The sequence below is a fragment of the Sphingobium sp. AS12 genome (assembly GCF_019097845.1).
Lineage (GTDB): Bacteria > Pseudomonadota > Alphaproteobacteria > Sphingomonadales > Sphingomonadaceae > Sphingobium.
On the sequence record NZ_JAHRGM010000024.1, the window covers coordinates 276788 to 289877 of the forward strand.

The 13090-nt window shown below is 63.8% G+C and carries 10 protein-coding genes and 1 tRNA gene; 3 read left to right on the plus strand and 8 right to left on the minus strand.

Annotated features, from left to right (window positions below; genetic code table 11):
* Window positions 1–36: 36 nt before the first annotated feature.
* The 5 genes from KRZ98_RS10315 to KRZ98_RS10335 form a co-directional block, all read right to left on the minus strand.
* The gene (locus KRZ98_RS10315) at window positions 37–3024 is read right to left on the minus strand and encodes a valine--tRNA ligase (protein ID WP_217673467.1); all 2988 of its coding nucleotides are present in this window, start codon (window positions 3022–3024) and stop codon (window positions 37–39) included.
* A 45-nt stretch (window positions 3025–3069) separates the two neighbouring features.
* On the minus strand, window positions 3070–4209 hold the full coding sequence (gene add, locus KRZ98_RS10320; RefSeq protein WP_254798231.1) for an adenosine deaminase: 1140 nt from the start codon (window positions 4207–4209) through the stop codon (window positions 3070–3072).
* 108 nt (window positions 4210–4317) lie between these two features.
* Window positions 4318–4824 (minus strand): DUF2497 domain-containing protein, encoded by a 507-nt coding sequence (locus KRZ98_RS10325; RefSeq protein ID WP_217673468.1) that lies wholly within the window; start codon window positions 4822–4824, stop codon window positions 4318–4320.
* Between the two features lie 37 nt (window positions 4825–4861).
* Window positions 4862–6256 carry a TolC family outer membrane protein gene (locus tag KRZ98_RS10330; RefSeq protein WP_217673690.1) on the minus strand — a complete coding sequence of 465 codons (1395 nt, stop codon included), beginning with the start codon at window positions 6254–6256 and terminating at the stop codon, window positions 4862–4864.
* A gap of 91 nt (window positions 6257–6347) precedes the next feature.
* Complete coding sequence (locus KRZ98_RS10335; protein WP_217673469.1) at window positions 6348–6980, minus strand: protein-L-isoaspartate O-methyltransferase; 633 nt, start codon at window positions 6978–6980, stop codon at window positions 6348–6350.
* Between the two features lie 199 nt (window positions 6981–7179).
* Between KRZ98_RS10335 and KRZ98_RS10340 the strand changes: the two genes are divergently transcribed.
* Together KRZ98_RS10340 and KRZ98_RS10345 are read left to right on the plus strand one after the other, a co-directional pair.
* Window positions 7180–7253 (plus strand) — tRNA-Cys (locus KRZ98_RS10340).
* A gap of 67 nt (window positions 7254–7320) precedes the next feature.
* A complete protein-coding gene (locus KRZ98_RS10345; RefSeq protein ID WP_217673470.1) occupies window positions 7321–7995 on the plus strand; it encodes a glutathione S-transferase family protein in 675 nt (224 codons plus the stop codon).
* Between the two features lie 63 nt (window positions 7996–8058).
* Here KRZ98_RS10345 and ndk read toward each other — a convergent pair whose 3' ends face one another.
* The 3 genes from ndk to KRZ98_RS10360 form a co-directional block, all read right to left on the minus strand.
* On the minus strand, window positions 8059–8481 hold the full coding sequence (gene ndk / locus KRZ98_RS10350) for a nucleoside-diphosphate kinase (protein WP_006953431.1): 423 nt from the start codon (window positions 8479–8481) through the stop codon (window positions 8059–8061).
* Window positions 8482–8570: 89 nt separating this feature from the next.
* Window positions 8571–9008, minus strand: coding sequence for a DNA polymerase III subunit chi (locus KRZ98_RS10355; RefSeq protein ID WP_217673471.1), 438 nt, complete (start codon window positions 9006–9008; stop codon window positions 8571–8573).
* 109 nt (window positions 9009–9117) lie between these two features.
* Entirely contained in the window at window positions 9118–10563 is a 1446-nt protein-coding gene (locus KRZ98_RS10360) for a leucyl aminopeptidase (protein WP_217673691.1), read from the minus strand.
* Between the two features lie 196 nt (window positions 10564–10759).
* Between KRZ98_RS10360 and lptD the strand changes: the two genes are divergently transcribed.
* Window positions 10760–13009 carry an LPS-assembly protein LptD gene (gene lptD / locus KRZ98_RS10365; protein ID WP_217673472.1) on the plus strand — a complete coding sequence of 750 codons (2250 nt, stop codon included), beginning with the start codon at window positions 10760–10762 and terminating at the stop codon, window positions 13007–13009.
* The last annotated feature ends 81 nt before the right edge of the window (window positions 13010–13090 follow it).

Below are 13090 nucleotides of genomic sequence, written 5' to 3' on the forward strand. Positions count from 1 at the left end.
TTCCCGCGCAGGCGGGAACACATAGTCCTTATAGCTTCACCCCAGCCGGTCCAGCGCCGCTTTGAGCCTTTCCGCCTCGGCGGTTTTTTCGGCATGATCCTCGCGCGCCTTGGCAACGGCTTCGGGCTTGGCCTTTTCGACGAAACTGGGGTTGGACAGTCGCCCGCCCAGACCATCCCGCTCCTTCTCCGCCGCAGCCAACGCCTTGGCGAGACGGGCCTTCTCCGCAGCAATGTCGATCACGCCTTCCAGCGGCAGGATGAAGGTCGCCTCATCCACCACGATCTGCGCCGCGCCGCCTTCGGGTGGCTCACTGAACGTCAGGCTCTCGATCCGCCCCAGCCGCGCCAGCGCAGCGCCCTGCCGGTCGAGGCGGCGATGCGTCTCCTCCGATCCGTCGCGCACCACCATCGGCAGCTTTGCGCCCGGCGGCACATTGAGTTCGGTGCGCCCGGTGCGGATCGCGCTGACCAGCCGGATCAGCCAGTCAATCTCCGCCTGCGCGTCCGTATCGACCGCCGCGAGCGCCTTGGGCCATTGCGCGACGATCAGCGCGTTGGCGCGATCGCCGGTCAGGTGCCACAACTCTTCGGTGATGAAGGGCATGAACGGGTGGAGCATCACCAAAATCTGGTCGAACGCCCAACCCGCAACGGCGCGCGTCTCATCGTCCATCGCGCCCTTGGTCAGCTCGATATACCAGTCGCAAAACTGGTCCCAGACGAAATGATAGATGGCATTGGCCGCCGCATCGAAACGCAGGTCGGCCAGCGCTGTGTCGATCGCCTGCACGGTGGCCACCGTCTCGGCGATGATCCAGCGGTTGACCGGCGCCGTAGCGGCAGGCGCGTCGATGCTGGTCGATGCGGTGACGCCGTTCGACTGGAGGAAGCGCGCGGCGTTCCACAGCTTGGTCGCAAAGTTGCGATAGCCCTCGACCCGCTTCTCATCCATCTTCACGTCGCGGCCCTGGCTCTCCATCGCACTCATGAAGAAACGCAGCGCATCAGCCCCGAACTTGTCGATCAGGCCCAGCGGATCGACCACATTACCCTTGGACTTGGACATTTTTTGCCCGTCCGCCGCGCGGACCAGGCCGTGGAGATAGAGTTTGCGCCACGGCACATCGCCCATAAATTCCATCCCCTGCATCGCCATCCGCGCGTCCCAGAAGAACAGGATGTCGAAGCCGGAAATGAGCAGGTCATTGGGGTAGTGGCGGGACACCAGCGAGTTGCTCCCCTCCCCTTCAGGGGAGGGGCTGGGGGTGGGGCTTTGCCCGATAGGCTGCCCATCGGCGACAGGCCCCACCCCAACCCCTCCCCTGAAGGGGAGGGGCTTTTCTGTTGCGCCATCCGGCCAGCCGAGCGTCCCGAACGGCCACAGCGCCGAGGAGAACCAGGTGTCGAGAACGTCGGCGTCTCGATAAATGGGAATCGGACCAAGCTCGCTAATGCCTTCAGAGACGAGATAAGCAGGCGTCTCCGTTCGAGGTGGAAACCCGGCGGCTTCATTGGAATCAGCCACGACCACGATCCTCGATGGATCTACACCATAGAAATCTGCCGCATTTTTCACAGCAAGCTGCTCATCTTCAGCTACAAAGTGAGGCTTTTCGACGCCGAAGATTTCTTGGTGAACTATTTCCAGTCCTAGTTCAGTTTTTCTTGGCCCAAACCAAGCCGGAATCCGATGCCCCCACCACAACTGCCGTGACACGCACCAGGGCTGGATATTCTCCATCCAGTTGAAGAAGGTCTTTTCCCATGTCTTGGGGACGATCTCGATCCTCCCGTCGCGCACCGCCTGCATCGGCGCGACGGCCAGCTTGGCGGCGTCGACATACCATTGGTCGGTCAGCCAGGGTTCGATCACCACGCCGGACCGGTCGCCGAACGGCGTCTGGATGACGCGCGGCTCGAAGTCGGCAACGACCTCTTCCCCTTCCTTATTCTTGGTGACATGCGGCACGAGGAAGCCCAGCGCCTTCATCTCCGCGACCACAGCCTCACGCGCGCCATCCACGCCGTCGCGCTTGAAGCGGTGCAGGCCCAGATGCGCCTCCGGCACAAGACCGTCCGCGGTCTGCACGACATTGGCATCCGCATCGAACATATTGAGCATCGCGCCCGCCGCGATGCCCGCGCGCTTGCCGACCTCGAAATCGTTGAAGTCATGCCCCGGCGTGATCTTGACCGCGCCGGACCCCAGTTCCGGGTCGGCATAATCGTCGCCCACGATCCGCAAGCGCCGCCCGGTAATCGGCTGGAGAATATCCTTGCCGATAACGCTGCGATAGCGCGGATCGTCGGGATGGACCGCGACCGCCATGTCGGCCAGCATCGTTTCGGGCCGGGTCGTCGCGACCACGATATGATCCGCCCCGTCCGCGAGGCGAACACCATCGGCCAGCGGATATCTGAACCGCCAGAAACCGCCCTGCGTCTCCTTCGTCTCAACCTCCAGATCGGAAATGGCGGAGCGGAAATGCGGGTCCCAATTGACCAGCCTTTTGTCGCGATAGAGCAGGCCGCGCTGGTGCAGTTCCACAAACACCTTGACCACGGCCTTGCTGAAATGCGGGTCCATGGTGAATTGTTCGCGGCTCCAGTCCATCGAACAGCCCAGCCGCCGCAGCTGGCCAGTGATCGTGCCGCCGCTCTCCTGCTTCCATTCCCAAACCTTGGCGACAAATTCGTCGCGGCTATAGTCGGTGCGCTTCTCGCCCTTGGCATTCATCTGCCGCTCGACCACCATCTGGGTCGCGATGCCCGCATGGTCGGTGCCGACGACCCACAACGCATCCTTGCCGCGCAACCGTTCGTAGCGGATCATGATGTCCTGCAACGTATTGTCGAGCGCATGGCCGATATGCAGGCTGCCCGTCACATTGGGCGGCGGATTGACGATGGTATAGGGCTGCGCGTCCGGCCGTTCGGGGCGAAACAGGCCGTTCGCCTCCCAATGCGCGTACCAGCGGGCTTCGATATCGGCGGGGTCGAATGTCTTGGGCAGATCGGTCATGGAAGCGCCCTTAATGGCCCTTCCCCTTCCATTCCAGCGAAACTATCAGCCCGCCACGCCCTGGGCCCCGGTAAAGGCGTCCAGCTTCGCGTGGCAGGCGGCACGCTGCGTCTCGCTCATCCACCCCGCGTTGAAGGCGTTGCGCTGCAACCGCACCAGTTCCGCCTTGGTCAGCGCACTGCGCGCCTGCGCCTTCACCAGCACTTCATTGAGATATTCGCTGCCCATATAGGCAGGGTCATCCGAATTGATGGTGACGTTGAGACCCGCGTCCAGCATCCCGCGCACCACATCGACCGGCGGCTGATCCCCCCGCACCGTGCCAGAAAAGCTGGGGCAGACGGTGAAAGTGAGGTTCCGGGCCTTGGCCATCGCCATCAACTCCGGCGATTCCAATATGTTGCCACCATGGTCGATCCGGTCGACACGGATATCGACAATCGCTTGGCGGATATGCGCCAAAATATCCTTCTGGTTAAGGTCGCAATGCGCCGTGACCTTCAGGCCCGCCGCCCGCGCCTTGGCGAAATGGGCGGCGAATTTGATCGGCGGATGATCCTTCTCGTCCGAATCCAGCCCGACCGCGACCAGCTGATCGCGGAACGGCAGCGCCGCATCGAGCGCCGCCATCGCCGATTCCGCCGACAGATCGCGCACGAAGCAGAGGATGAGCTGCGATCCGATCCCCAGTTGCGCCGCAGCCGCCACCCGCGCGCTGGTGATGCCGCCAATCACCGCCGCCATCGGCACGCCGCGCTTCAGATGCTCCTGCGGGTCGAAGAACATCTCGGCATAGAGGATATTCTGCGACGCGGCCTTGGCTAGATAGGCATAGGCCAGATCGTGAAAATCCTGCTCCGTGCGCAATACCTTCATGCCGTCATAATAGATGGCCAGAAAGCTCGGCAGGTCATGATAGATATAGCTGGCCTTCATCGCGGCGACATCGGCAAAGGGCAGGTCCAGGCCGTTGCGCTTCGCCAGCGCGAATTTCATTTCCGCTTCCAACGTGCCTTCCAGATGGACATGATATTCCGCCTTGGGCAGCGCGGCGATGAAGCGGGCCATGTCGGCGGCATTGCCCGCCTGCTGGGCCAGCGCGCTCCACACCGGGAGGGAGGGCGTCATCGCAGCGAGCGATGCGCCCACAACGCCACGAACCAGACCGCGTCTGCTCAACATCATCACCAATCCCCTGAAAACCCGTCTGTCTATCCGGGGATCGGGCGGCGCATGTCCATCATGTTATAGTCCACGCCCCGTATCAAAAAATGGAGCGGGAGGGGGTGCGGCTCAGCGCGCGGTTATGCGCGCGATTTCCTTGGCCACCATATCCTCGACCAATGCGGGCAGGCGGGCGTCGAGCCATTCCTTGAGCATGGGTTTCAGCATCGATCGGACCAGCCCGTCGAGCGTATTGTCCGCGCCATCAGGGGCGGCGACCAGCATGGAGGAGAGAGCGGATAGCGAGTGGCGTGCCGCGACTTCGCTTTCGACCGACAGAATCGATTCGTCTGCTGCGGCGGCAGGCTTGGCCACCGGCGTCGCCTTGGCGGCAGCTTTGGGAGCGGGCATCACATCCTCCACCACGACCTCATCGGTCAGTTCCAGCACTTCGTCGACCAGCGGGACGAAGGGTGCAGGCGCCGGTTCGCCCGGCTCAATCATGGACTTGGGCGCGGGATCGGCCCGGCCGCGGCGCGGCGCAGCCTGCACCGCTTCCTCGCCTTCCTCGGCGATGATCCGCTTGATGGACGAGAGTATCTCTTCCATCGAGGGTTCCTTTGTCATGTCGCCCATGCCGTCCCCTGACTATCGGCCCCGCAATTGCAGCCGCTTATGGCTGTTGTGCCGTTTCAGGACTCACATTGGCGTTTTGTGGCAGCGTGTCAACGGTGCGCGTGGCAACCGGCATGGGCGCTGCACCATAGTCCCAGTCGAACCATTTGCCCTTCACCCGGTCATAATTGACCATCGGATCGTAAAGCGTGCCACTGGCCAGCCCCAGATCGTCTGCTTCGGCATGGCCCATTGCCGCCAGCAGGCTGAAGCCCGCGACATAGGCGTTGCGCCGCGCCGACACCAGCTGGACGCGGGCGTTGAGCGCTTCCTGCTCGGCATTGAGGATGTCGAGAATGGTGCGGCTGCCGACCGAATTTTCGGCCCGCACGCCTTCCAGCGACAGGCTGGCCGCCTCGACCGCCTTCTGGTTCGACTCGATAGCCTTGAGCGAGGCCTGCCAACTGGCATAGGCGGCGCGCGCCTGGGCAATGACCCCGCGTTCGACCTGGATTTCCTGCTCGATCGCCTGCGATTCCTGCGCCTGGCGCTGGCGCACCTGCGCGGCGGGGCGGCCACCCTGATACAGGGGGATGCTCAGCTGGACGCCGGCCTGCGCCTGTTTGTTGATCTGCGATCCGCCCCCGGCCGTGCCATTGTCGAGCGTATTGAGATAATTGGTATAGCCCGCCTGGGTAAAGCCGGAGAGGGTAGGCAGATTGGCCGACTTGGCCACCCGCACATCATAGCTGGCCGCCTCCCGCACTTTCTTGGCTGCCGCAATGTCGGGATTGTCGACCAGCGCGACCTGCACCGCCAAGTCGGGCGTGGCGGGCAGCCCCGGCAGAACCGGCGGCGGCTCCAGCATGTCGGGCGCTTCGCCCACCAGCGCGATATAATTTTCGCGGCTGGTGATCAGGTTCGACTGCACCGTTTGCAAATCGGCCTGCGCCAGCGCCAGCCGCGATTGCGACTGCGCCACGTCGGTGCGGGTCAGGTCACCCACCTCGAACCGGTCGTTGGTCGCCTGGAGATTGACCTCCAGCACCTTCACATTGGCCTGATTGAGCGAGACGATCGCGCTGTCGCGGATCACATCCATATAGGCGGCGACAACCTGCGAAAAAATACTGGCTTCGGTGCCGCGCAGATTGGCCTGCCCCGCCTCGACCCGGACCTTGGCGGCCTTCACCCCATTGCGGACGGCACCGCCCGAATAGATGGGTACGCTCAATTGCGCCTGGGCATTCACGGTGCGCTGGGGCGACGTAAAACTGATCGTTGGCTTGAGGATGCTCTCCGAAAAGCTGGCGCTCACATCCGCCGCGGGACGCCCGCCCGCCTTCTGGATCGGCACATTTTCATCGGTCGCCCGCTGCCCTGCGCGCGCGCCGGTCAGCGTCGGGTTGGACGCATAGGCCTTCGCCAGCGCGCCTTGCAGCGTTTCGGCCATGGCCGGACCGGCCAGGCAAGAGGATAGCAACAGCAAGGCTGTAGCGGTGGTCCGCCGGAAATTAGGTCGCTTTGCTGTCATGATCCCCGTCTCAAAAAACGAATCGCTCCGGCGCAGCAAAGCCCGGCAGCACCACCATCTCTATATCCGCAACGCTGGACAGACCTAGCACGCCCGCAACGACCCGGCCACTGGCCAGCCGCGTGACGCCGCGCTCGACCACACCGGTTACGACCCGCGCCCCGTCGACAAGCTGCCCAACGAGCGCGGCAGGCACTTCCGCCACCGCGCCGTCGATGAACAAAAGATCATAGGGCGAACCAGAAGCCGCCCCGGCGTTCAGCGGCCCGCGCACCACGGTCGCGCCCGCAATGTCCGACCCGCCCTCTTCCTCGACCGCCGTCACCTGCGCGCCCAGCGCGGTCAGCAGCGCGGCGCTATAGCCAGTCGCCGCGCCGATCAGCAGCACCCTGTCACCCGGCGCAACCTTCGCCTCGGTCAGCAGGCGACCGATCACCAAAGGCGGGTTGAGCGCGCGGCCACCGCTCAGCGGGATCGGGCGATCGATATAGGTCATGGCGCGGCGTTCGGCCGGGACATAATCCTCACGCGGCACGCTGGCCATCGCGGCGATCACGCGCGGATCATCCACGTCGCTGGTGCGCAACTGGCTTTCGACCATGGCGGTCCGCATCGAAGAAAAATTCTGCTCGGTCACGATCATTCTCGCTTGGTCGACTGGACTTGGCACAACTGTATTGGCAATGCAATACAGCAAGGGGATCAACGGACCTCTAAATCAGCGCGCAGGCCACGCCAAGCGGCTTTGCATGGCAGGTGACCAGAATCTTGACGCCTGCGCCCGATCCGCCGCTTGACTTTGCAACCAAAGCCGCACATTTGCGGCGTCCACCGCGACGGATGGCCCGATGGCGGAGTGGTTACGCAGAGGACTGCAAATCCTTGCACGCCGGTTCGATTCCGGCTCGGGCCTCCACATTCTCAGTTCCGTCGCTGGTTTCCCGCTCTCGACTTATGCGCGCTGCTGCGGCTAAAGCAGCGGCATGATGAAGCTGTTTATCGGGAATAAAGCCTATTCGAGCTGGTCGCTGCGCGGCTGGCTGGCGTGCAAGCTGTCCGGCCTGCCCTTCGAAGAGGCGGTCGTCCCCCTCTATGACGAGGCATGGGAAAAGCGGCGCGAGGGCGACGAGTTTGCGCCGTCCTCCGGCAAGGTGCCGATCCTGTGGGATGGCGACGATATTGTCGTGTGGGACAGTCTGGCGATCGTTGAATATCTCAATGAAAAGACCGGGAATGAGAAATTCTGGCCAGCCGATCCCGCCGCGCGCGCCATGGCCCGGTCGATGGCTGCGGAAATGCATTCCAGCTTCGCCGCCCTGCGCCGCGAGCATAGCATGAATATCCGCCAGATTTACGATGCGGTGCCTCCGTCCGAAGCGGTCAAGCAGGATCTGGCGCGCCTGATGCAGCTATGGGCGCAGGCCCGCGCTCGCCATGGCGGCGACGGCGATTTCCTGTTCGGCCCGTTCGGCGCGGCCGACGTCATGTTCGCGCCGGTGGTGACGCGCCTTATCACCTATCAACTGCCCGTGGCCCGTTTTGCCGAAGCCTATATGCACGCCATCATCGCGCACCCGTGGATGCAGGAATGGATCGGCGGCGCGCAGGCCGAAGATTGGGTGATCGACCGGTTCGAGGTGCCGCCGCAGGCGGTGTGATTAAAAAAGGGCCGGGAAGCACGCGCTCCCCGGCCCTAATTCATTGTCACGCCGCAGCGTGGATCAGCCGACGATTTCTTCCGGCTTGAAGAAGAAGGCGATTTCGGTCGCGGCATTTTCTTCGCTGTCCGAACCATGGACCGAATTGGCTTCGATCGATTCGGCCAGTTCCTTGCGGATCGTACCGGCGTCGGCATTGGCGGGGTTGGTCGCGCCCATGATGTCGCGGTTGCGCTGCACGGCATTCTCGCCTTCCAGCACCTGGACGACGACCGGGCCGGAAATCATGAAGGCGACAAGGTCAGCGAAGAAAGGGCGTTCCTTGTGGACGCCATAAAAGCCTTCTGCCTGTTCGCGGCTCATGCGGATGCGCTTCGATGCGACGACGCGCAGACCGGCTTCCTCCAGCATCTTGGTGACGGCGCCGGTCAGGTTGCGACGGGTCGCGTCGGGCTTGATGATCGAAAAAGTGCGCGTGACGGCCATGGCCCTCGATACTCCGAATGGTTGGAAATGCTGGGCGCGCCTTTAGACGGGGCCGGGCCGGGCCGCAAGGGGCTTCGCCTTCGCCCCTTCTATGCCATTTGCAGCCACTTGCGGCCGTCTTGCTTGAAGTAGCGGGATTCGATCCCGTCCTGCTTGGCCAATGCCCGCCAACTCGCCCGCGCCGCCTCGATCGTGCTATCGTCGAAGAAGTGGAATACCCGATCGAAATCGAGCGCCTCGTCGCGCCACAGTCCGTCGGCCAGCGCGACATGGCGCGCACCATTGGCCGCATCGCAGGACGCGCCCAGCAGGATCGGCTGATGCCCCTCCCCGGCCTCGCCCGCGCGGCCATGGGCCAGGAAGCTGTCGGGCGGGCCATTCCACAGCCCGGCGGAAATCCGCTCCAGCCGGTCCGGCTCGTCCGCCACCACCAGCAGGCGCGCGCCCATCGCCAGGATGCGCGCCGCAATGGCGGGCAGCACCTGATCGACGGGATCGCGGCTCAGCTGATAGAAGTCGACCTGCATGGCCTTAAAATCCTAACCCCGTTCGCCCTGAGCTTGTCGAAGGGCTGTTCTTCTTTGCGTAGAAGGACAAGGCTTCGACAGGCTCAGCCCGAACGGGCGTGGGAGCATCTTACTGCTCGAACTTGTCCGCAACAAACTGGTCGAGCAAACGCACGCCATAGCCGGTCGCGCCCTTGTCGAAGGTTGCGCCGGGCTTGTCGGCCCACACCATCCCGGCAATGTCGAGATGCGCCCATTTGACGCCATCGTCGATGAAGCGCTTGATGAACTGGGCGGCGGTGATCGACCCGGCATAACGGCCACCGATATTCTTCATGTCGGCAATCGGGCTGTCGATCAGCTTGTTATAGGCGTCGGACAGCGGGAAGCGCCAAAGCGGTTCGCCAGCCGCCTTGCCCGCGGCGGTCAGATCGTCCGACAGGCCATCGTCGTTGGAGAAAAGCCCGGCATATTGATCGCCCAGCGACACCAGAATTGCGCCAGTCAGCGTCGCCAGATCAACCACCGTATCGGGCGCGTAAGTTTTCTGCGCCCAGGTCAGCGCATCGCACAGCACCAGACGCCCTTCGGCGTCGGTGTTAATCACCTCGATCGTCTGGCCGGACATGGACGTCACAATGTCGCCGGGACGCTGGGCATTGCCGTCGGGCATATTTTCGACCAGCCCGCAAATGCCCACAACATGCGCCTTGGCCTTGCGCCCGGCCAGCGCCTTGATCGCGCCTGCGACCGCGCCCGCGCCGCCCATGTCCCACTTCATGTCCTCCATGCCAGCGGCGGGCTTGATGGATATGCCGCCCGTGTCGAAGGTCACGCCCTTGCCGACGAACACGAGCGGCTTTTCAGCCGCGCCATTCGTGCCATCCCATTCCAGCGCCAGCATCCGCGCGTCGCGCACCGACCCCTGCGCCACGCCGAGCAGCGCGCCCATGCCCAGTGCTTCCATCGCCGGGCGATCCAGCACCGTGATCTTGACGCCCAGCTCAGCCAGATGCTGGCAGCGCGCGACGAAGCTTTCGGGGTAGATGATGTTGGCCGGTTCCGACACGAGTTCGCGGGTCAGGGCCACGCCCGCCGCGACCGCTGCGTGCCGATCCCATGCCGCGCCAGCGTCCGCCGAAACGATCGTCACCGTCGCCAGCGTCGGCTTGGCCTTTTCCGGCTGCCGGGTGCGGTAGGTGTCGATCCGCCAACCGCGCAGCAATGCGCCGAGCGCCAGCCGCGCCGCACCCTCGCCACTCGCGCCACCGACAAACTCGACCGCCGCATGGGTCGCGCCGCTGGTCAGCAGCCGTGCGGTCAATGCGCCACCGGCGCGCTCCAGGTCCGCGTCGCTGCCCGTGCCGGTGCCCAGCAGGACGATGCGCAGCACCTTGCCGCCCTCATCCGCGAAGCTCTCGAACGTCGCGCCCGCTTCGCCTGTAAAGCGCGCCGCCGCAGCGCCCGCCACCAGCGTCGCGGATGCGGCGACCGGCAGGCTGTCCGGCGCGCCCTTGGGCAGGGCCAGGACCAGAGTGTCGGCATCGGGACGGGTCGGGCTGATCGCGATATCCATCAAGGGACCTTTTCTTGTTCGGGCTTTGGGACGTAATCCTTGCCAAATAGTGCGGCTTGTCCCGTCTGGCAAAGGCGTTCGACCGATTTTGCCGGAAAAGAGCGTAGCGCAGCGATTGCGGCGCGCGCCAAGCAATGCGATAGGCAGGCGCTGATACCGCCCCTTCATGAGGCCTGACCTTTTGGCTATCTCCCCTATGTCCCTGTCTTTGCGCCCTGCCCTGCTGATCGGCTGCGCTTTGTCGTGCCTGTCGATCACCGCCCCGGCAATGGCACAGCAACTCAACGAACCACAGGTGCCGATCAGCGCGCCCGACGCTCCCGTTCCGGCGAGCGACGACCAGATCGGCTTTTCCGCCGACGCGCTGCAATATGACAGCAATAGTGAAATCGTCACCGCCAGCGGCGCGGTTCAGTTGCTACGCGACGGCAATCGCCTGCGCGCCGACAAGGTCGTGTGGAACCGCACCAGTGGCAAGGTGGAGGCGATCGGCAATGTCTCGGTCACCGATCCTGACGGCAATATCGCCTATGGCGACCGGTTCGACGTCACCGATACGCTCAAAGACGGCGTGGTCGACAATATGCTGCTGGTCCTCCAGTCGGGCGGTCGGCTGGCGGCAGCGACCGGCACCCGCACCAACGGCATCTACACGCTCAACCGCGCCGCCTATACCGGCTGCGCGGTGGAGGATAGTGACGGCTGCCCAAAGGAACCAACCTGGCAGATCAACGCGGTCAAGGTCGTCTATGACCCGACGCGCGAGCGGGTCACCTACACCAACGCCAATATCGAACTGTTCGGCCTGCCGCTCATCCCGCTGCCCGGCCTGTCCCATCCGGTGGGTGAAGGCGGCGGCAGCGGCCTGCTGGTGCCCAATCTGCGTTATGACCGGAACAACGGCTTTGAAGTGGCCGTGCCCTATTATTTCAAGCTGGCGCCCAATCGCGACCTGACGGTCACGCCGCATGTCTATAGCAACAGCCTGCCCATGCTGGAGGCGGGCTTCCGCCATCTCTATGATCGCGGTGCATATCAGATCACCGGCTATGCCACCTATGGCAGCCGCGTCGCCACCGGCGACACCAGCGGTACGACGCCTGCCGCATCCGAAAAGGATCCGCGCTTCTATCTCGACGCCAGCGGCGGATTGCAGCTGACGCCGGAATGGAGCGTCGATGGATCGATCCGCTTCGCCAGCGATCGCACATTCCTGCGCCGCTACGACATCAGCCGCGACGACCGTCTGCGCTCGACGCTGGGCGCACAGCGAATCGGCCAGAACAGCTATTTCTCGCTACGCGGCTGGGCGGTGCAAACGCTGCGCGCAGGCGATTCGCAGGGGCAGACGCCGATCGCGCTGCCGGTCATCGACTATCGCCTGCGCTTGAAAGACCCGCTGCTGGGCGGCGTGCTGCAATTGCAGGCCAATACGCTGGCCATCACCCGCACCCATGGCCAGGACACGCAACGCGCCTTTGCCGCTGCCGAATGGAATCTGCGCACGCTGACCGGCATGGGGCAGGAAGTGACCTTTACCGGCTATCTGCGCGGCGACGCCTACCACAGCAGCGACAATGCGCTGACAACGACCGCCAGCTATGCGGGCGATCCGGGCTGGCAGGCGCGCGGCATCGCCGCCGCCGCAGTGGACATGCGCTGGCCCTTCATCGGCGAAGCCTTTGGCGGGATGCAGCGGATCGCCCCGCGCGTCCAGATCGTCGCCGCGCCGAAACTCGCCAACCTGTCGCTCCCCAATGAGGATGCCCGCGCCGTCGATCTGGAGGACAGCAATCTTTTCGCGCTCAACCGCTTTGCGGGCTATGACCGGTTCGAGGATTCGACACGTATCACCTACGGCATCGAATATAGCCTTTCCCTGCCCGACTTCTCGCTCCAGACCATCGTCGGGCAAAGCTATCGTCTCAGCAGTCGCACCAGCATCCTGCCCGACGGCACCGGCCTGTCGGATCGCACGTCCGACATCGTTGGCCGCACGACCGTGCGCTACAAGGATTTCATCAGCTTCACCCACCGGTTCCGGCTGGACAAGGATCATCTGGCCGTCCGCCGCAATGAGCTGGACGCGACCGTAGGCAGCAAGAATACCTATGCCATGGTCGGCTATCTGCGGCTCAACCGCGATGCACTGGCCGCGCTGGAGGATTTGCAGGACCGCGAGGAATTGCGGCTGGGCGGGCGTATCCAGTTCGCGCGCTTCTGGTCAGTGTTCGGCTCTACCGTCATAGATCTGACCGATGGGAAGGAAGATCCGCTCAGCATTGCCGACGGTTATGAACCCGTCCGCCATCGCCTGGGCATCGCCTATGAGGATGATTGTCTGACGCTCGGCCTCACCTGGCGGCGCGACTATCAGGCCAATGGTGACGCGCGAAAGGGCAATGCTTTCCAGCTTCGGCTAGCTTTCCGCAATATTGGCATATAAGGATCACCCTTCCCGCTACCCTGTCAGGGCTGGTTCAGGCGGACTGGCGCATTCGTGCCGGACCGTATTGGAGATATTTGC